Genomic DNA, 20,300 nt, shown 5'->3' on the forward strand with positions numbered 1-20,300 from the left:
CTATAAAGCCGTTTTTTTAATTTCTCAACGATATTAGGTTTGACTGGAAAGTAACCTTACTCTAAATCGCCAAAATGCTGGGTAAACTGTGTTTCGTACTGGCCTATAAATTGCTCTAGTTTTGCCGGAGTATCTCTAATGTTGGTTTCTGTAATACCTGCTTTTGCCATTGCCGCTTTTAATTTTGCTTCCGTTCCTTCATTAATGTCGATGTTAGCAATAACCAGGAAAATGGTTTTTAAATCATCACAGCCGCTTTTTGTTTCACATATCTTCGCGATTTTCTGCTCATTAGACATATAGATAGAATAGCTAAAGGCATCTTTGGTGCACACTACATCATTTCTCTCTTCTGAGGTCATATCTTTAGTTATGGCACTGAAAACGCTATTAGTGACCTCTGTGTAGTTTGCAAAAGAGGTGCTATTTTTAGGGGTTGGCAAACCGCTTTTCGTTAAACTTTGATTAGTCACAGGCAAACAGGTCGAATTGGCCATAGCGCCAGAAACAACCGTACCGCTTAAAATGATCGATAAAAGTAATTTTTTAAACATAACAAACCTTTCGTTTTTGAAATGATAAAGTAACGTATAATTTAAGTGTAATAGAGGATATAGGATTAACGGTATTTTTTAGGTTTTATTTAGACTTTGTAATTGATATCTAATTATTTTACGGAGTTAAGATTTTTAGGTGTTTATAAAGGTTGTTTAAGCATGCGATTGGCTCGATATTTTTATGAAAAAAACGAAACTATGTTAGCAAAATACATATTAGGTACCATGAAAAAGCAGGCCGTATGTGAAGTTATTTTTGATCAGCGCCAGCAAGATGCCCAGTCGGAAGTTATGCAAATTATCCGGCAGTGGCGATTTCATGACGGGGTTATTCTTCAATGCTCTGAAGAAATTGAATTGTCCATTCCAGATAATGATAGCCAATGTCCTGAGCGTTGGATTATTTGGCAAGTTATTGATTCTGCTGGGTGTTCTGTTTTACCTCAAAGAAAAGAGTTTTTTAACGCATGCCAGCAAGCATTTTGGCTAAAAATGCAAATGGCAGAAGAATAAAGCGAAAGATAAGCAAATTAATGACGAATTTAATGTAGAGGCTATCATTGGTTATGAGGTGTTTTTTTGCATATTAACCGATTGAGAGTAATCTTCTGGTAAATTTAGGTATATTAATTAAATTGACTACGTTTTGATAAACACGTTTGAAATATCATATATAGCAAGATTTGTAAGTGAGCGTGCCACATGGCGATGGATAAAATTAAAGAATTATTTGTGAATAACAGGGAATGGGCAACGTCGATTAAAGAACAAGACCCTAGCTTTTTTCGACAATTATCAAAAGACCAACAACCTAAATTTTTATGGATTGGTTGCTCCGATAGCCGAGTACCTTCTGAAAAATTAATTAAAGTTGGCCCTGGCGATCTATTTGTTCATCGAAATATAGCGAATCTGGTGGTTCACACGGATCTCAACTGTTTATCTGCTATTCAATATGCTATTGATGTGCTCAAAGTGGAACATATTATTGTCTGTGGGCATTATGGCTGTGGTGGTGTTGAGGCTGCGATTAACAATAAGGAATTAGGTTTAATTGATAATTGGCTGCTACACATTCGAGATATTTGGTTTAAACATAGTAGGATGTTAGGTGAACTGAAACCAACAGAGCGTATTAATCGCTTATGTGAATTGAACGTTATTGAGCAAGTATATAATCTGGGCCATTCCACTGTATTGCAATCTGCATGGAAAAGAGGGCAGGATATTATGGTTCACGGCTGGATTTACGGTATTAATGATGGCTATTTGGTGGATCTTGATATTACGGCAGATAGCCGAGCAAAACTGGAGCTTTGTTATCGTGAAGCAATAGCGGCTTTAACCACAAAAGCACCGTTTACAACAGGTTGCTCTGCAAATTAATGAAGTAAAGATGCGTTACAGTTAAATTGAGAACTAAATTTTTTCAGTAAAATAATAGACTTATCGAATGAAGTATTAGTTGTGATTCATTGCTCATTTGTGAAAATGAGAATATTGAGTCGTTTGTAAACAATATTTAAAAAGCTTACTATCGTTTCAATATTCACTCGTCTTCCATTAAATGAGGTTTTCTATGTCAATTTCAGCACGTAATCAGCTTACAGGAACGGTCGAATCAGTTGTGGCTGGTGCCGTTAATGATGAAGTGGTTTTAAGCTTAGGTAATGGTGAAACAATTTCTGCGGTGATCACGAAAAATAGCACTCAGTTGTTAGGCTTGGCAAAAGGTAAGCAGGCTGTTGCGATTATTAAGGCGCCATGGGTTGTCTTAGTTTCGGATGAGCGCGAGTATCTTTTTTCGGCTCGTAACCAGTTCAGTGGACGTATTGATGGGATTGAAACAGGTAGTGTGAATGCTGTTGTTCATTTGACAACGAATGCCGGAACGAAATTATCTGCCGTTGTGACAAATAATAGCATTGAAGAGATGAAATTAGAGGCAGGCAGTAAAGTTACCGCTATTGTCAAAGCATCTAGTGTAATTTTAGCGACGAAAAAATAAGTTAGACCGCTCAATATTACCAAGGTCGTAGTTTTTCTACGACCTATCTATCAGAAGTTAGTTTTTTGCATTTATTCTTAATTGTCCATTTGAACAGGTGGTTAGCATATTTTTTTTAATAACAGTGAATTAAACAACGGTTAGATGCATAAATCCACCAGAGAAACGACCACTTTCAGGAACAAAGCATAAGAGTTTTTCGCCTTTATTTAAACGCCCTGAATGTAATAATTCATGGATCATGATGTAGATTGAGGCAGAGCCAGTATTTCCTCGCTCTGAGAGATTGGTAAACCAACGCTCTTGAGGGATCGCAAAGTTGAGGTCAGTCAAGCATTCAGATACTGGTTGACGAAAATATTCGGATGAAATGTGGGGAAGGAACCAGTCTATATTATTTGCTGAAATTCCATATTTTTCGATGACTTTTTGTAGTGGTTTTTTTAGCACTAAGGCGATGATATTTTCATTAAGTAAACGTACATCTTGTTTAATGGAAAAAATTGAACGTGTAATCCATTCTTCTTGTTTCAACTGCTTCCAACTAATTAATTTTCCGTCACTGTCTTTTTCTGCCCCAGCATACATACATGCAGGAATTTCATTCGCGTACGATGAGATATCAATCCAATCAATGCGTAATGATAAGCTATGTGGATTAGGTTGATTTTTCAGCAAGAATGCACCGGCGCCATCGGAAAGCATCCAACGTAGAAAGTCTTTTTCAAAAGCAATTTCTGGGCGCTGAACTAATTGTTCGACCAATGCCTCATTTTCAGCTTGGAAATTACGTGCATGTAAAACGGGAGAGACAACTTCTGATGCGGCTGAAACTGCATTGGTAGTTGTTCCAGAACTGACGGACAAATAAGCATATTTCAACGAAGTTAAGCCTGCTAAGCAAATGCCGGATGTTGAAATAACTTCACAGGGTTTATTTCCAAGTTCCCCATGAACCATGACGCCGTGACCTGGCATTAGTTGATCGGGCAGCGTCGTGCCTGTGGCTAGGCATTCAATATCATTGAGGGAAAAATCACTATCAACTAATCCATGAATGGATTTTGCAGTAACTTGTGCATTGTTAAAATTAGCCACGCCAGAGGAAGGGTTGAGGACATAATGGCGTTTTTTGATTCCATTACTTTTCAGCACAATTCGAAGGGAACGGGATGCCTTTTCACCAATATAACCTAAAACATGTTCTATATTTTTATTATCAACGGCTTCACCGGGGAGGAATATAGACGTTTTTGTAATATATGTATTAATTTTGCTCATATTTTCTCTATTTAATTAAATTAAATATTCTAAATGTTTATGTGAGCAAAGAAATATACCTGAAAACGTTAATTGAAATGGGAATAAATTATTTAACTAATAAATAATATTATTCAAAACCGTTGTTTAGTATCTTAGCTATGTTATTAAATATATTCATTATTTAAATTATGTAATAAAGCATCAATACTTTGGTGGTAATAGTTTATATCGCTAACGTAATTATCCATATTTTTCCTATTTGATACAGCGAGTGCAGCGCCATGAGTAAAATCAATTAAAATATGTATCCAGAGCGTGGCTTGCTCTAAAGAGTATTTTAATTCTATCGCAAGCTCGATTAGAGTATTGGTTATCCGCTGTGCCTCTTCAGGAAACGCATTTGGGTGATTAAATATTGATAACGTTAATTCAGGATAACGTACAATACATTCTCGGTATTTAGTTAAGAGGTGCTTGATTTGTTCGATGGGTGTTCTCGATAAACAAGGCATTACCTTAGCGTAAACATGGTTAGCAATCGATTTGACTAAACACTCTTTGTCTTCAAAATAGTAATAAATTGTCATGGGGTTAATGCCCATTTCTTTAGCGAGCGCTCGCATACTGAGTGCTGAGAATCCATGGGAATCAATAAATATTATTGCTGCACTGACAATTGCCTCCGCTGATATTTTTGGTTGTTTCTTATTTGGGCGTCCTACCGATCTCACTGTTCGTGTTTTTGCTACCAATGCTTTATCCATCATTATTCGCCTTCATCCGAGGATTGTTTTATTTCATAGTGGGATTGGATAAATCCAGAATCAAAGGTTTTAGTTTGTGTATGGTATAAGTGAATATCGTTAGGAATTTTACCAAACAATGGGCGACCAGAACCTAATAAAATGGGGACTCGAGTGATGATAAGATCATGAATCAAGCCTTCAGAAATAAAGGATTGAACTACTTTCCCGCCATCAATATAGGCGTGATGATATCCCTCTACTTTTAGCATCTGCATGACTTCTTTAGGGGATAGGTGAACGAAACGTACTTTTCCTATTAATTCTTCAGGGATAGTTTCTTGAGCGAGTACTTTTGATAGCACAATGACCGGACGATTATAAAACCAAGGTTGAACATGTTTTATTGTCTCATAGGTACCTCTACCCATAATAATCACATCAATATTGGCAATAAATGCATCATAACCGTGATCTTCACCGGTTGAATCTAATTGAAGTAACCAGCTGATATCGCCGTTTTCACGGGCTATAAAGCCATCAATGCTGGTTGCAATAAATACATGTCCAGTCGTCATCACTGTATTCTCGCTCTAATTTATTATACGGCGTATAATAAATGGATAGGTAGAATTTGCAATAGTGAAGTGCTTAATTCCTTATCAGGATAATCTGCATAAAATGGATTAGGGCAGGTGTAAAAAGGTATATTGACAAAGTATATCTAAAGATTAGAATGATTCTCAATTGGTCTCTAAGACTCGTAAGCGTTTACGTTAATCAACGCATATAACTTTGTTGTACCAACAGTTATATGCTGTTGTGTATCCGCTGATTAATGGAGACTGTATGTCATATCAAGACCGTAATTATGTATTAGGTATACCTAAACTTCCTATGAGAGCCCTATTTTTTCTGGTGCCTTTCTTTTTATCTTTGGTGATGAGCGGTATTGTTTCACTAATAAGTACTCTTCGTGCGCTGGGATTCACCTCCGAAATTTATGCGCCTTGGATTAGTTCATGGGCTATTTCATGGATGATTGCATTCCCAACAGTATTATTTGTTTTGCCTATTGCAAGACGTGTATCTCTGCTATTTGTTAAGCAAGCTTAAACAATATGCCGCCTATTATTAGGTGGCATAAATAGTGATTTTATTGAGAAGAAAACATTTTTATGTCATTAAAAATTATTGGATTATTTTTTTTAACTGCGATAGCAGAAATTTTAGGTTGCTACTTTCCTTATTTATGGATGAAAAAACAGGGAAGTATTTGGCTGTTAGTACCCACCGTACTCAGTTTGATGCTGTTTGTTTGGTTGTTAACGTTACACCCTGAAGCCAGCGGACGTATTTATGCAACCTATGGAGGCATTTATATTGTGACGGCATTGATCTGGCTAAAAGTCGTTGATGGTGTTTCCCTTGCTGCCACAGATTGGATTGGTGCGCTGGTGGTTTTACTTGGTGCGGGTATTATTATTAGCGGTTGGAAATAATAATTATCCATATATTAAGTTAATTTTAAATATCCAGCTTAATATATGGATTAGCTATTTGTTTAAATGTAGGTATAAACCACAATATAGAAAACATTTTCTAATCTAATTAAAATTCATTTGCATTATCTTTATTTAACTTAATTTGTTACTTAATTCAAATAATCTATCCAATTGATCCAAATCAATTTAACAATAATTACTCATTAAGTGGTATTTTTAATGGCTAATTAACTACCTAAATGACATTAATTAACCTTTATTTTCACTTTCATTGATTTTAGGCAATATCTAATTACAAGTGACTGATATTCTCTCCCGCGAATATACAAAAATAAAAAGAGGTTAATAATGAACGTCAGTCGCAGAAAGTTTTTTAAAATCTGCGCCGGCGGGATGGCAGGTACAACTGTAGCTGCGTTAGGTTTTATGCCAGGAATGGCAATGGCTAATGTACGTGAAAATAAATTATTGCGTTCGAAAGAAACGCGTAATACTTGTACCTATTGTTCCGTGGGTTGTGGATTGCTGATTTATAGTATGGGTGATGGGGCAATGAATGCTCGCTCTGCCATCTTCCACGTCGAAGGTGATGCCGATCATCCAGTGAATCGCGGTGCTCTGTGCCCGAAAGGGGCGGGGTTACTGGATTACATTCGTAGTGACAGTCGTTTACGTTATCCTGAATATCGCGCACCAGGCTCGAATAAATGGGAACGCATTAGCTGGGACGATGCTTTTACGCGCATAGCCCGCTTAATGAAAGATGACCGTGATGCCAACTTTATTGAAAAAAATGAACAAGGCGCCACTGTCAATCGCTGGTTATCAACAGGGATGCTTTGCGCCTCTGCGGCTAGCAATGAAACGGGGATGTTAACCCAAAAATTCGCACGATCGCTCGGTATGTTAGCGGTCGACAACCAAGCGCGTGTCTGACACGGACCAACGGTAGCAAGTCTTGCTCCAACATTTGGTCGCGGTGCGATGACCAACCACTGGGTTGATATTAAAAACGCCAATGTGATTGTGGTGATGGGCGGTAACGCCGCTGAAGCTCACCCTGTCGGATTCCGTTGGGCGATTGAAGCGAAAAACAATAATGATGCAACCTTGATTGTGGTAGACCCGCGCTTCACGCGTACCGCATCGGTGGCCGATCATTACGTGCCAATTCGTTCAGGAACGGATATTACCTTCCTTTCTGGTGTTCTACTTTATCTTATTGAAAATAATAAAATAAATTCAGAATACGTTCAGAACTATACCAACGCATCTTTGATTGTTAGAGATGATTTTGACTTTAACGATGGCTTATTCAGTGGCTATGACGCTGAAAAAGGTCGTTATGACAAAACCAGTTGGAACTATAAGTTTGATGAAAATGGTCATGCATTACGTGATGACACGTTACAAGATCCGCGTTGTGTTTGGAATCTGCTAAGAAAACACGTTTCCCGCTATACCCCTGAAATGGTTGAACGGATCTGTGGTACATCACAAGCAGACTTCTTAAAAGTGTGTGAAATTCTGGCAACCACGAGCGCCGCAGATAAAGCGGGGACATTCCTGTACGCATTAGGTTGGACTCAGCATACAGTGGGCGCGCAAAACATCCGTACCATGGCGATGATCCAGCTGCTTTTAGGCAACATGGGGATTTGTGGTGGTGGGGTGAATGCGCTACGTGGACACTCAAACATTCAAGGCTTAACAGATTTAGGTCTGCTATCGACGAGCCTTCCGGGCTATTTAACGCTGCCATCAGAAAAACAGTTAGATGTTGATAGCTATTTAGCCGCGAATACGCCAAAAGCCACATTACCCAATCAGGTTAACTACTGGAGCAACTATCCGAAATTCTTCGTCAGCTTGATGAAGTCATTCTACGGTGATGCGGCCCAACCAGAGAATCAATGGGGTTTTGATTGGTTACCTAAATGGGATCAAGCTTATGATGTTATGAAGTATTTTGACATGATGAGCAAAGATAAAGTCAACGGCTACATCTGCCAAGGCTTTAACCCAGTTGCCTCGTTCCCAGATAAAAACAAAGTGGTTAGTTGCTTAAGTAAGCTGAAATATTTAATCGTGGTTGACCCATTAACCACCGAAACAGCGAACTTCTGGCAGAACCATGGCGAAATGAACGACGTTGATCCTGCTTCCATTCAAACGGAAGTTTTCCGTCTGCCTTCAACCTGCTTTGCGGAAGAAGATGGCTCCATTGCTAACTCCGGTCGCTGGTTACAGTGGCACTGGAAAGCGGCGGACGCACCGGGTGAAGCGCGTAACGATGGTCAGATCTTAACGGGTATTTTGCACAAAATCCGTGAGATGTATGAACAAGAAGGTGGTAAAGGTCGCGAGCCATTGCTGCAAATGCGTTGGGATTATAAACGTCAATTCCATCCTGAATCGGAAGAAGTGGCGAAAGAGAACAACGGGGTTGCACTGGTCGACTTATATGATGCTGATGGCAACTTACAAGCGAAAAAAGGCGAGCTTCTGAATTCATTCGCTCTGTTACGCGCGGATGGTTCAACGGCATCTTCTTGCTGGATCTACACGGGTAGTTGGACCGAAAAAGGCAACCAGATGGCGAATCGCGATAACAGCGACCCATCCGGCATTGGTAATACATTGGGTTGGGCATGGGCATGGCCATTAAACCGCCGCGTTATCTATAACCGCGCCTCTTGTGATACCAAAGGCAAGCCATGGAATAAAGATCTGGTTCTGATTGAGTGGAACGGTAAGAAGTGGGTCGGAAACGATGTTCCTGACTTTAATGCATCGGCACCAGAAGTCGGTACTGGACCATTTATTATGCAGCCAGAAGGTTTAGGTCGTCTGTTTGCGATTGATAAGATGGCAGAAGGTCCATTCCCTGAGCACTACGAGCCATTTGAAACGCCATTGGGAACTAACCCATTGCATCCAAATGTTGTCTCTAACCCTGCTGCGCGAATTTTTGAAGATGACAAGAAACGTCTTGGAGATCATAAGGAATTCCCGTATGTCGGAACCACTTATCGCTTAACAGAGCATTTCCACACTTGGACGAAGCATGCGCGCTTGAACGCCATTGCTCAGCCAGAACAGTTTGTGGAAATCAGTGAAACCTTAGCGAAATCCAAAGGTATCGCTTTGGGTGATAAGGTTAAAGTCAGCAGTAAACGCGGCTTTATTAAAGCGATTGCCGTGGTAACACCACGTCTGCAAACCCTGATGGTTGACGGTAAACCGATTGAAACAGTGGGTCTACCTATTCACTGGGGCTTTGAGGGTGAAACGCAAAAAGGCTTTATTACCAACACGTTAACGCCATCTGTGGGGGACGCTAACTCTCAGACTCCTGAGTATAAAGCGTTTTTAGTTAACATTGAGAAGGCGTAAGGGAGGGAACTATGTCCATGCAATCTCAAGACATTATTAAACGTTCCGCGACCAATAGCATTACGCCTCCACCACAGGCGCGTGACGATAAATTTGAAGTCTGCAAACTGATTGACGTGTCATCCTGTATCGGCTGTAAAGCCTGTCAGGTGGCATGTTCAGAATGGAATGATATCCGTGATGAAGTAGGACACTGCGTTGGGGTTTACGATAACCCAACCGATTTAAGTGCCAAATCTTGGACGGTGATGCGTTTTAGCGAAGTCAGTGAGCAAGGCAAATTGGAATGGCTTATCCGTAAGGATGGCTGTATGCACTGTACCGATCCAGGTTGCTTGAAGTCATGCCCATCTGCGGGTGCGATTATTCAATATGCTAACGGTATTGTGGATTTCCAATCGGAACACTGTATTGGTTGTGGTTACTGTATCGCGGGTTGCCCGTTCAACATTCCTCGATTAAATCCAAAAGATAATCGTGTGTACAAATGTACATTATGTGTTGACCGTGTTGCCGTGGGGCAAGAACCTGCTTGCGTGAAAACGTGCCCAACAGGTGCGATTCGTTTTGGTACTAAAAACGAAATGCTGGAATACGGCGCGGAGCGTGTTGAAAAACTGCAAAAACGGGGTTATGCCCAAGCTGGCATTTATGATCCTGAAGGTGTTGGGGGAACTCATGTGGTGTACGTGCTACATCATGCGGATAAACCTGAGCTTTATCATGGATTACCAAAAGACCCACAGATTGATACACCAATTAATCTATGGCAAAGCATCCTGAAACCATTATCGGTAGCGGGCTTTATCGCCACATTTGCAGGGCTGATTTTCCACTATGTGGGTATTGGTCCAAATAAAGAAGTGGATGATGAAGAGGAGAAAGATGACCATGAGTAAAAAGATCAAAATGATCGTTCGGACTAAATTTATTGACCGAGCGTGCCACTGGACAGTGGTTATCAGCTTCTTCTTAGTCGCATTGTCGGGTATTGCACTGTTTTTCCCAACCTTGAAGTGGCTGACTGAAACTTTCGGTACGCCACAGATGGGACGAATTTTGCATCCTTTCTTCGGTGTGCTTATTTTCGTCGTGCTGATGTTTATGTTTGTGCGCTTTGTAAAACACAATATCCCAGATAGAAAAGATATTCCTTGGCTACTGAATATTGTGCAAGTTCTCAAAGGTAACGAACATAAAGTGGCTGATGTGGGCAAATACAACGCCGGTCAAAAAATGATGTTTTGGAGTATCATGAGTATGATTTTTGTACTTTTGATCACCGGGATTATCATGTGGCGTCCTTATTTCGCGCATTTATTCCCAATCTGGATGGTGCGTTGGAGTATTTTGATTCATGCATTAGCGGCAATTATTCTAATCCATGCAATTTTAATCCACATGTATATGGCATTTTGGGTTAAAGGATCTATCAACGGCATGATTGAAGGTAAAGTTAGTCGTCGCTGGGCGAAGAAACATCACCCACGTTGGTATCGCGATGTTGAAGCGAAAGAAGCCAAAGCGGAAGCTGAAAAAAGCCAGTAATTTCGCTGTCAATTAAGTAATATAAGCCACTGTTTTTGACGCTACCGTTAAGGTTGCACAATGACAGTGGCTTTTTTTATATTTAAAGAATGTCTTATTTGAGGTTGATGATATTGAGTCATTTAGGAGGGGAAATGGTTGAGTTAGTAAGAATTTCTGCAAATGATAAACACGATAATGAATTAATTAATGCACTATACGATATTTCATTTCCTGACCATGAAAAACGTTCTTATGCAGGGCGAGCGGCATTACTCCCTCTAGAGCAATATTATTTATATAAAATTACAGACAACAATCAGTTTGTTGGATTTATCGGTGGGTGGGCTATTGATACCTTTTTCTATATTGAACATTTTGCGATTGACCAACATATTCGTGGGTCCGGTTACGGTCAAAAATCGTTGACCGCATTGTGCCAGTTGTACCCACAGATAGTGTTGGAGATAGACCCATTAGTCGATGAAGTTGCAAGAAAACGTCTTCATTTCTATGAAAAAAATGGCTTTGTCAGAAATGATTATGTCCATCACCATCCATGCTATAACGCCCAGTATGCGCCGCATAAGCTGGAAATTTTAAGCTTAAATACGCCTTTCACGCCGAGTCAGTATGACGTATTTAATCATTTTCTGGTGAATACAGTGATGAATAGCCATTATCTATAACAATCTGTCGCTATTTAGCTAATCGCATATGCAGTAAAGGAAATGGATTTCCTTCCCCATCAAGTTCGGAACGAGCATATTGAACAAATCCCATGTGTTGATAGAAACCAACTGCTTGCGGATTTTGCTCATTCACATCGACTTCATTAATATCTAAGTGTTTAATGGCGTAATTCAGGAGTTGTTTACCAATGCCTGTCCCTCTTGCAAGGGGGGAAATAAACAACATTTCTAGACGATTCTCACCCGTACCTAAAAAGCCCGCTATTTTGCCGTTAGGATCAAAAGTCACAAAAACAGACAAATTAGGTAAGTATTGTTCCCTAATGGGTGTTTTTAGCATTTCTATGTTCTTTTCTGGCAGAAAATCATGAGTTGCTCTTACAGAAGCCTCCCAAAGATGAATGATCTCATCGTAATGTTCGACAGTGGCGGGCTGAATATTCATTGCATTTTATCCTTATAGTGAAAATTCATCTTAAATTATGGCTAGTTAATGTCAATATTTGATGGTTATTTTAGTTAAGGAGCATTTTTGGGATATTAATCGCAGAAAAAAAAGATAACTGCTTCATTATTAGAGGATATGTTTCCGAAATTCATATAAGCACTATACTTTATTTTATTGCAGTGTTTATTGTTTGATTATGTTAATCAATTTAAAAACTATGGTAGGAGTATGCTGATGAAATATAAAATGCTAACAGTGTGTTTATCGGCGGCGTTATTAGCACCAATAGCCCCCGCACTGGCAAGTACAGATAATGCACAAAATATGGAATTAGACCAAGTTTTAGTTCTAAGTCGTCATAATTTACGTACTCCTATTGTTAATACAGGGATTCTGACTGAAATAACCGATAAAAAGTGGCCAGCATGGGATGCAGAAAGTGGCTATTTAACGACAAAGGGCGGGGCGCTCGAAGTGTATATGGGGCACTATTTTAGAGAGTGGCTCGATAGCAATAAATTATTTGTGAATGAGTTATGTCCAACCAGCAGCGATGATATCTATATTTACACGAATAGCCTACAGAGAACGATTGCGACTGCGCAGTTCTTTACTGCGGGAGCATTTCCTGGCTGTAAAGTGAATATCCATCATAAACCGGAAATTGGTACGATGGATCCCGTGTTTAATCCTATCATTACGAATAGCTCCCCTGAATTTAAAAAACAAGCACTTGAAGCGATGGAGTCCCACCTTAAAGGGTTAAACCTGAAGCCGGGTTACGATGAGCTGGATAATGTTCTCAATATTAAAAATTCGAAGAAGTGCGCGACGGATAAACTGTGTAATTTAGCCACACCAAAGAACAGCTTTATCATTGAAGCAGATAAAGAACCGGGTGTGAGTGGACCGTTGAAGATGGCGAACTCTGCCGTCGATGCAATTGACCTGCAATATTATGAAGGCTTCCCTGAAAAAGATGTAGCATGGGGAATGGTCAATAGCGATGAAAAATGGCAAAAGCTGAATACTTTAAAAAATGCTTATCAAGAAACGTTATTTACACCGAAAATCATCGCAAAAAATGTGGCGCATCCAATTCTGAGTTATATGGATAAAGGCTTTGTTTCTGTCAATAAAGGTGAAACGGCTAAATTCATTTTCTTAGTGGGACATGATTCAAATATTGCTTCAGTATTGTCTGCGATGGATTTCAAACCGTACCAGTTACCCGAGCAATATGAGCACACACCAATTGGCGGTAAATTGGTATTCCAACGCTGGACAGATAAAAAAGAGACAAAGGATTATGTGAAGATTGAGTATGTGTATCAAACCGCAGATCAGTTGCGAGACAATGCTTACCTCTCTTTAGCAACGCCGCCAAAACACGTTACCCTTGAATTGAAAAATTGCCCGATTGATAAAAATGGGTATTGTTCATGGGAAGACTTTGAAAATGTGATGAAATCGGCGTTGAAACAGTGATATCCAACTGTCAATAATGCCTGAATGAAGCATAAAAAACCCTGCTCTGAGGAGCAGGGTGTGAAATAGTCACGAAAATGTTTATGAGCCTCTAATTTACCTTAAATGTCGAATAAATGGGCTTATAAATTGTATGGAATTGCCCTTTAGTGTAACAAACTTTAACCCTAACCATTCGACGAGTTAAAATAGAGCTTTCTGCGGTTATTAACCCTTCGTATGGATTAGCGAACCACTAATACGCTCGTTTTCGCATAACGTACAACTGAAGCCGCATTGGAACCTAATAAGTAGGTAGACATACTTGGGCGACGTGAGCCCAGTAAAATCACATCGGCTTTAATATCTTCAGCTGTTGCCAAAATTTCATCTTTAACTGAGCCTACAACTGCTTTTACTTGCACTTTGTCTGCAGGGATAGAGAACAGTTTAACTTTCTCTTGTAACTCTTTCAGAATGATATCAGCTTGTTTTTGATCATCCGGGAAGTCACCTGGCAAAATAGTGCCGCCATAGCGTAAATAATTGGAAATTGGTGCAGTCACAGCTAAAAAATGAACGGTAGAATTGTTTAGTTTCTGCATGGCATTAACATGCGGGACTAACATTTTGGTGAGGTCGTCTTCGGTAACATCAATAGGAACTAAAATTGTATTGTACATAATATCTCCTTTTTTCTTTTATATTATAAGTTTAGAACATTTTAACCATTTTTCATATTGATTGTTAATAAATTAATATTAACTGAATTGGATTAAAAATGATGTGAGCGGGAGTACGCAATTGGCGGGAATAAAGAATAGATAATAAAAATAATGGCAATAAAAAACGGTAATACATGAGGGGGAGTATTACCGCTTTCAAAGAGAATATTATTTTTTAGTCGCTTTAGGCTTTGTGGTTTCTTTTTCTGGGCAGGCTGGTTTTAATCCGCCTTTACACGCTTTATCAATATATTCAGCGCCGAGTTTTTCATTAAACTCAGTTCCCTCACCATTTTGTAGCATTTTTCCTAATTGATATTCAGCAGGTGGAAATTTTTTATCGGCTGCTTTTTGGAACCACTCAAAAGCCACGAGATAATTTTGTTTTACGCCAGCACCTTGGTAATAGAATTGACCCATATAGTTTATGGCTTCAGGATTTCCCTTATTTGCCGATTTCTCAATCCAACCATAAGCTGTTTCAAAATCAGATTGAACGCCATTACCATTAAGATACATATCACCTAGGAATAGTTGGGCGTCCGCATTGCCTTTATTGGCTGCCATCGTAAGCCATTTCTTTGCTTTCGGATAATCTTGCTTAATTTCGTTACCAACATAGTAACCAATGCCTAGCATAACTTGAGCTTTCACATCCCCTTTTTGTGCTTGTTGTTCAATTTGCTTAATGACTTCAGGAGGAACAGGGGCTGCGAAAGTTAAATTTGTTGAAAATATAAATAAAGAAATAAAGGTCAATAATCGTAACATAAGGCTTTCCGTATCTTAAGTTGGCTATGAATATCCTTATTTCAAGATAAACTCGAAACGGTGTTAACAGTTATTAACTACAGGATATAACCATCAACGCATCAAATACTCTACTTCTATAATTTATAAATATCAACGCCCCATCAAAAATACAGAGTAAACGAGCCTTTTACTCTTCAGGGGTGAATATTCAAAATATTTTTCTTCATTATAAGCCTGCGGTGATTCTCTTTGACTCGATAAATGAGTAAAAATTAAATATTACTCTTAATAGAGAACTAGTTATTTATATCGAAAATTAACAAGAGAAATACAAAATACGGAATTATTGCAAAGAATAGTAGTGGTTATCATGGTGTCTTGTGATGTTTAGCACGAAATAAAAGGATAATTGTTGGAATTGTTAATAATCACTTATGGGTTATTAAAAGACTAACACCTTTAAAAACAAAGGGTTATAATCACCACATCCAAAAACAATTAATAGGGATTATTTCTGTCGATAGATAGAGATATTTACGCCGGATTGCTCTTTTTAGAGAAAAAAATTCTCTTTATTGGGGGTTTTATAGGTTGATAAAGAGATAATTTTTCTCTCACATATCCTCTATGATGGAATCATTATAATAGCCTGCAAATAATTAAGGTTATTGAAAGAAATAACCACTTAAGTCGCATCTAAAACAAAAAAAATTCTCTTTTAAGAGTTCAACAATATTAAGTGAGTAATTATGGCTACGATCCCTACAATAGATAATGTCGATGATGGAAAAGCTTCTACGGCGGCTTCTCGTGCAGGCATGACACAAGAACAATGGCGTGCTGCCACTAAGTTTGATGGCACAGATGTTGGTTGGGTGATTATGAGTATCGGGATGGCGATTGGTGCGGGGATTGTTTTTCTCCCCGTACAAGTTGGCTTGATGGGCTTATGGGTATTCTTGCTCTCATCCGTTGTCGGTTATCCTGCAATGTATTTGTTTCAGCGTCTGTTTATTAATACGCTGGCGGAATCACCAGAATGTAAAGATTATCCAAGTGTGATCAGCGGATATCTAGGTAAGAACTGGGGTATGCTGCTTGGCGCACTCTATTTTATTATGCTGGTAATTTGGATGTTTGTTTATTCAACGGCAATCACGAATGACAGTGCGTCTTATTTTCAAACTTTCGGTGTAACGGATGGGTTATTATCTGAAAGTCCTTGGTATGGTCTGGTTCTGATTTGTATTTTAGTCGCCATTTCTTCCCGCGGTGAAAAACTTCTATTTAAGCTTTCAAGCTTTATGGTTCTGACTAAATTATTTGTGGTTGCCGCATTGGGCATTTCTATGGTTGGGATGTGGCACTTATATAATGTGGGTTCATTGCCACCAGTTGGACGCTTGTTTAAAGAGGCAATCATCACACTACCTTTCACATTAACATCGATTCTGTTTATTCAAACGTTAAGCCCAATGGTGATTTCATTCCGTAGCCAAAACGTGAACCGCGAAGTGGCACGTTATAAAGCTCTGCGTGCAATGAATATCGCGTTTATTGTTTTATTCTGTACCGTCTTTTTCTACGCAGTATCATTCACATTAGCTATGGGGCACGATGAAGCAGTGAAAGCTTACGAGCAGAATATTTCTGCATTGGCTATCGCAGCGAAATTCTTCCCAGGTGGTTGGGTGACTGTCGTCAGCGTCATGCTAAATATCTTTGCCGTCATGACCGCATTCTTTGGGGTTTATTTAGGTTTCCGTGAAGCCACTCAAGGCATTGTGATGAACATATTACAACGTATTATGCCGGTTGAGCGTATTAATGAAAATTGGGTGAAGAACGGCATTATGATTTTTGCTGTGCTATTAGCATGGGGAGCGATTATCCTGAACGCACCAGTGCTGAGTTTCACATCAATCTGTAGTCCAATTTTCGGGATGGTGGGTTGTTTAATTCCAGCGTATTTAGTCTATAAAGTCCCTATGTTGCATAAATATAAAGGTATTTCTTTATATCTGATTATTTTTACCGGAATTTTACTGTGTATCTCTCCATTCTTAGCATTCGCTTAATGTCGAGAATATGAATAATGTGCGCTCTATCTTAATGATCGGGCGCACATTTTTTATTTACCAATATGAATGAATGGTGGTAAAGAGAGATCCGTGATTACTGTTCAAATAATGGGGTTGGTTTGCCATTTTCATCAATAGCCACGAAATTAAACTGTCCGTGGATCACTTCTTCTCGTCCCTCAGCGTACATATCTTCTAAAAAGATAGAGACATTAACGGTAAGGCTAGTGCGACCAACTCGGATCACTTCCCCGACTAATTCAACGATGGTGCCTGATGGGATAGGGTGGGTAAAATTGATTTTTTCTGTGGAGACGGTTACCAATCTTTTGCGGCAAAAACGGGTCGCGGTAATGAAGGAAACTTCGTCCATCCATGCTAATGCAGTCCCACCGAACAGAGTGCTATGGTGGTTAGTGGTGGTTGGGAATACCACTTTAGAAACATGGGTAACAGATTGTTCAATTTTTTGTTTGATTACATCATCAACGTCGGAACGCATATTTAAGCCTTACTTTCTTTGAATTCTCACTATTTAAAAACTTGAACCGGGAAAGATAATTACTTACCGGAACATTAATGTGCATATCATTAATGTTGCCGATAAGTGTAATCCTGATCACAAATAAATACAGTGATTAATCAAAAGTGAATCGTTCCGGCTAAAAAGAGTGTTGCTTTTCCGGTCATTTTGACGCGATTTCGTTCAACTAAGCAGTGTATTTTTCCACCACGTGCAGAAATTTGGTGACCTAATACTGGGTTTTTCTGTAAGCGTTTAGCCCAAAGAGGAGCAATCGCACAGTGAGAGGTGCCAGTGACGGGATCTTCATTAACACCTTTGGCTGGCGCAAAATAGCGAGAGACAAAGTCACATTGTTCGTCGTGAGTTGGGCTATCAGCGCTTTTCGCGGTAATGGTTAATCCCTGCAAAGGTAATTGTGCAAGACGCAACATATTGGGATGGCAATTCTGCACTTGTTCTGGTGAATCAACAAAACAGATATAGCGATCTTTGGCTAAATACAGTTCAGAAATAGGGGTTCCGAGGATCTCGCTTAATTGTGGATACTGGCTTAAATCGGCAGGTTCACAATCTAAAATAGGGAAGTCTAATGTGAAGCCTTCCTGATTTTTATGAACAGTCAGTTCTCCAGATAAGGACTGAAATACAATAGGGTTTGCTGGGTGCTGCTTAAACTGGTTCAAAATATATGAAGCGGCAAGGGTAGCATGACCACACAATTTAACTTCCATCACCGGTGTAAACCAGCGGATATGTTCACCTACCAGAAAAGCCGTTTCAGATAAGTTAATTTCGGCGGCGATAGCGATAAGCTTGTCATCAGGAAGCCACTCATCAAGTAAAACGATAGCGGCCGGATTGCCATGAAATAGGGTATCAGTGAACGCATCGACATAATAAACAGGAACAGACAGTGTGCTCATCGTAAAAGATCCTTGAAAGGAAATAACGCATTATGATTAAAAAAGTGAGGGAAGAGTAGCATGAGATTTGCGGTATTGAGGAGAGGTTGGCGCAATAACTTTTGAGATTATTACGCCAACAACGACTATCTAATAACGAATAATATTATTTCGCTTTTGCTTCGTTTTTATCTGCGTTTTGCAGCATTTTTCTGACTGGAATAATCAGAGCTGCTAGCACAACAGCACAAATAACCAGTGCGATAGAAACGTGGGAGAACAGGTCTGGCATTGAATCCAGTTGGTCTTTACGGATATTACCACCCATGATACCTGCTGCTAAGTTACCCAGCGCACTTGCACAGAACCATAATCCCATCACCTGACCGCGCATTTTTTGTGGTGCAAGTAATGTCATGGTTGCCAAGCCAATTGGGCTTAAGCACAGTTCGCCTAGCGTCAGTAATAAAATACTGCCGACTAACCAGAATGGTGAGACGCCAGTTTGTGTTGCCAGAACGTGGTTAGCGGCAACCATCATGACCGCAAAACCACCTGCGGCGAACAGGATACCAATCACAAACTTCGTCATGCTGCTTGGGTTCAGATTACGTTTAGCCAAAGAAGGCCAGAACCAGCTGAAAATAGGGGCTAACAGAATGATGAATAAGGCGTTGATTGATTGGAACCAAATCGTTGGGATTTCGAAGTTACCCCATTGGCGATCGGTATAGTCACGCGCAAAGATATTAAATGATGTTGGTTTTTGTTCAAAGGCAGACCAGAAGAACGCCGCAGCAATTAACAGAATCAAACAAGCCAGTAAGCGAGAGCGCTCACTACTGTTTAAACCCGCACAGAAGAACATGAAAATAAAGTAGATGCCCACACACGTAGAGATAATGTAAGCCGAGCTTTTTGCTATTACTGAAGGGTTGAATGGAATAGTACCATTATTGATTAACACCACCAGTACAGCCAGCGCAGCCATGGCAACAGCAACCCATTTACCAACGTTTTTACGTTGAACGGTAGGGTGATTCCATGTGGAATCTAAGCCAACTTCTTTGTCATAACGACGCATTTGTGGGATCGCGTAGAAACGGAAGATAAGCAGGGCAACTAACATACCCAAACCACCTAAACCGAAACCTAAATGCCAGCCGTATTTTTCATGTAATGGGCCGATAATTAATGGGGCAATAAATGAACCCATATTGATACCCATGTAGAACAGAGAGAAACCGCCATCACGACGCGTATCTTCTTTCTTATACAGGGTTCCAACCATTACGGTGATACAGGTTTTAAATAAACCGGTACCTAATACGATCAACAGCAGTCCCACGAAGAAGAAGGTATTGGTAAATAACGCAGACAGCGCAATCGACAAGTGACCCAATGCAATGATCAAAGAACCATACCAAACGGCACGACGCTGACCTAACCAGTTATCCGCGAGCCAGCCACCCGGTAATGAAGTGATATAAACACCACCCGCGAAGATACCCACGATAGCAGATGCTTGTTCAATCGGCAGCCCCATGCCACCTTGCAACAAAGTTGCACTCATAAAGAGGATTAAAAGAGGACGAACACCATAGAAAGAAAAACGTTCCCACATTTCGGTGAGGAAAAGCGAACTCAACGGGTAAGGATGCCCGAAAAAAGTTTTAGTTTTAGTCGCAGAATGACTCATCTGTGAAC

General features: G+C 39.7%; 21 protein-coding genes. 11 read left to right on the top strand and 10 right to left on the bottom strand.

Annotated features, from left to right (window positions below; all coding sequences use genetic code 11):
- Positions 1–56 precede the first annotated feature (56 nt).
- Entirely contained in the window at positions 57–554 is a 498-nt protein-coding gene (locus HFU86_RS06685; protein WP_108479550.1) for a hypothetical protein, read from the bottom strand.
- Between the two features lie 162 nt (positions 555–716).
- Between HFU86_RS06685 and HFU86_RS06690 the strand changes: the two genes are divergently transcribed.
- The 3 genes from HFU86_RS06690 to HFU86_RS06700 all read left to right on the top strand — a co-directional run bounded on the left by HFU86_RS06690 (position 717) and on the right by HFU86_RS06700 (position 2,565).
- Complete coding sequence (locus HFU86_RS06690) at positions 717–1,070, top strand: hypothetical protein (protein ID WP_255425946.1); 354 nt, start codon at positions 717–719, stop codon at positions 1,068–1,070.
- 189 nt (positions 1,071–1,259) lie between these two features.
- Complete coding sequence (gene can / locus HFU86_RS06695; protein WP_036951600.1) at positions 1,260–1,943, top strand: carbonate dehydratase; 684 nt, start codon at positions 1,260–1,262, stop codon at positions 1,941–1,943.
- A gap of 193 nt (positions 1,944–2,136) precedes the next feature.
- Complete coding sequence (locus HFU86_RS06700; protein ID WP_187128957.1) at positions 2,137–2,565, top strand: TOBE domain-containing protein; 429 nt, start codon at positions 2,137–2,139, stop codon at positions 2,563–2,565.
- Positions 2,566–2,694: 129 nt separating this feature from the next.
- Here the strand turns inward: HFU86_RS06700 and HFU86_RS06705 are convergent, their stop codons facing one another.
- The 3 genes from HFU86_RS06705 to HFU86_RS06715 form a co-directional block, all read right to left on the bottom strand.
- Positions 2,695–3,846 carry a beta-ketoacyl-ACP synthase III gene (locus HFU86_RS06705; RefSeq protein WP_187128958.1) on the bottom strand — a complete coding sequence of 384 codons (1,152 nt, stop codon included), beginning with the start codon at positions 3,844–3,846 and terminating at the stop codon, positions 2,695–2,697.
- Positions 3,847–3,992: 146 nt separating this feature from the next.
- Positions 3,993–4,595, bottom strand: coding sequence for a TetR/AcrR family transcriptional regulator (locus HFU86_RS06710; protein WP_243698947.1), 603 nt, complete (start codon positions 4,593–4,595; stop codon positions 3,993–3,995).
- A complete protein-coding gene (locus HFU86_RS06715) occupies positions 4,595–5,149 on the bottom strand; it encodes a dihydrofolate reductase family protein (RefSeq protein ID WP_187128959.1) in 555 nt (184 codons plus the stop codon). The genes HFU86_RS06710 and HFU86_RS06715 overlap by 1 nt, the downstream gene beginning before the upstream one ends.
- A 271-nt stretch (positions 5,150–5,420) precedes the next feature.
- Between HFU86_RS06715 and HFU86_RS06720 the strand changes: the two genes are divergently transcribed.
- The 6 genes from HFU86_RS06720 to HFU86_RS06745 all read left to right on the top strand — a co-directional run bounded on the left by HFU86_RS06720 (position 5,421) and on the right by HFU86_RS06745 (position 11,688).
- Positions 5,421–5,687 (top strand): DUF2798 domain-containing protein, encoded by a 267-nt coding sequence (locus HFU86_RS06720; RefSeq protein ID WP_132494601.1) that lies wholly within the window; start codon positions 5,421–5,423, stop codon positions 5,685–5,687.
- A 62-nt stretch (positions 5,688–5,749) separates the two neighbouring features.
- Complete coding sequence (locus HFU86_RS06725) at positions 5,750–6,073, top strand: YnfA family protein (RefSeq protein ID WP_036951590.1); 324 nt, start codon at positions 5,750–5,752, stop codon at positions 6,071–6,073.
- A gap of 351 nt (positions 6,074–6,424) precedes the next feature.
- The gene (gene fdnG, locus HFU86_RS06730) at positions 6,425–9,472 is read left to right on the top strand and encodes a formate dehydrogenase-N subunit alpha (RefSeq protein WP_187128960.1); all 3,048 of its coding nucleotides are present in this window, start codon (positions 6,425–6,427) and stop codon (positions 9,470–9,472) included.
- An 11-nt stretch (positions 9,473–9,483) separates the two neighbouring features.
- Complete coding sequence (gene fdxH / locus HFU86_RS06735) at positions 9,484–10,371, top strand: formate dehydrogenase subunit beta (RefSeq protein WP_165906918.1); 888 nt, start codon at positions 9,484–9,486, stop codon at positions 10,369–10,371.
- Positions 10,364–11,020 carry a formate dehydrogenase-N subunit gamma gene (gene fdnI, locus HFU86_RS06740; protein ID WP_187128961.1) on the top strand — a complete coding sequence of 219 codons (657 nt, stop codon included), beginning with the start codon at positions 10,364–10,366 and terminating at the stop codon, positions 11,018–11,020. The genes fdxH and fdnI overlap by 8 nt, the downstream gene beginning before the upstream one ends.
- A gap of 134 nt (positions 11,021–11,154) precedes the next feature.
- Positions 11,155–11,688 carry a GNAT family N-acetyltransferase gene (locus HFU86_RS06745; protein ID WP_243698948.1) on the top strand — a complete coding sequence of 178 codons (534 nt, stop codon included), beginning with the start codon at positions 11,155–11,157 and terminating at the stop codon, positions 11,686–11,688.
- 10 nt (positions 11,689–11,698) lie between these two features.
- On the opposite strand, the gene HFU86_RS06750 is transcribed toward HFU86_RS06745, so the two are convergent.
- Positions 11,699–12,136, bottom strand: coding sequence for a GNAT family N-acetyltransferase (locus HFU86_RS06750; protein WP_132494609.1), 438 nt, complete (start codon positions 12,134–12,136; stop codon positions 11,699–11,701).
- A 237-nt stretch (positions 12,137–12,373) separates the two neighbouring features.
- Here HFU86_RS06750 and agp point away from each other — a divergent pair, with 237 nt between their 5' ends.
- The gene (gene agp, locus HFU86_RS06755; RefSeq protein WP_132494611.1) at positions 12,374–13,627 is read left to right on the top strand and encodes a bifunctional glucose-1-phosphatase/inositol phosphatase; all 1,254 of its coding nucleotides are present in this window, start codon (positions 12,374–12,376) and stop codon (positions 13,625–13,627) included.
- A gap of 224 nt (positions 13,628–13,851) precedes the next feature.
- Here agp and HFU86_RS06760 read toward each other — a convergent pair whose 3' ends face one another.
- Positions 13,852–14,289, bottom strand: a complete 438-nt coding sequence (locus HFU86_RS06760; protein WP_036951577.1) for a universal stress protein — start codon at positions 14,287–14,289, stop codon at positions 13,852–13,854.
- Between the two features lie 210 nt (positions 14,290–14,499).
- A complete protein-coding gene (locus HFU86_RS06765) occupies positions 14,500–15,102 on the bottom strand; it encodes a tetratricopeptide repeat protein (protein ID WP_132494613.1) in 603 nt (200 codons plus the stop codon).
- Between the two features lie 731 nt (positions 15,103–15,833).
- Here HFU86_RS06765 and HFU86_RS06770 point away from each other — a divergent pair.
- Positions 15,834–17,162, top strand: coding sequence for an amino acid permease (locus HFU86_RS06770; RefSeq protein ID WP_132494615.1), 1,329 nt, complete (start codon positions 15,834–15,836; stop codon positions 17,160–17,162).
- Between the two features lie 97 nt (positions 17,163–17,259).
- On the opposite strand, the gene HFU86_RS06775 is transcribed toward HFU86_RS06770, so the two are convergent.
- From HFU86_RS06775 to HFU86_RS06785, 3 genes are all read right to left on the bottom strand, one after another.
- Positions 17,260–17,667 (bottom strand): acyl-CoA thioesterase, encoded by a 408-nt coding sequence (locus HFU86_RS06775; protein ID WP_036951567.1) that lies wholly within the window; start codon positions 17,665–17,667, stop codon positions 17,260–17,262.
- A gap of 140 nt (positions 17,668–17,807) precedes the next feature.
- Positions 17,808–18,614 (bottom strand): PhzF family phenazine biosynthesis protein, encoded by an 807-nt coding sequence (locus HFU86_RS06780; RefSeq protein ID WP_187128963.1) that lies wholly within the window; start codon positions 18,612–18,614, stop codon positions 17,808–17,810.
- Between the two features lie 145 nt (positions 18,615–18,759).
- Positions 18,760–20,292 (bottom strand): peptide MFS transporter, encoded by a 1,533-nt coding sequence (locus tag HFU86_RS06785; RefSeq protein ID WP_036951563.1) that lies wholly within the window; start codon positions 20,290–20,292, stop codon positions 18,760–18,762.
- Positions 20,293–20,300 lie beyond the last annotated feature (8 nt).

The organism is Providencia sp. JUb39, from assembly GCF_012272845.1.
Taxonomy (GTDB): domain Bacteria; phylum Pseudomonadota; class Gammaproteobacteria; order Enterobacterales; family Enterobacteriaceae; genus Providencia; species Providencia lanzhouensis.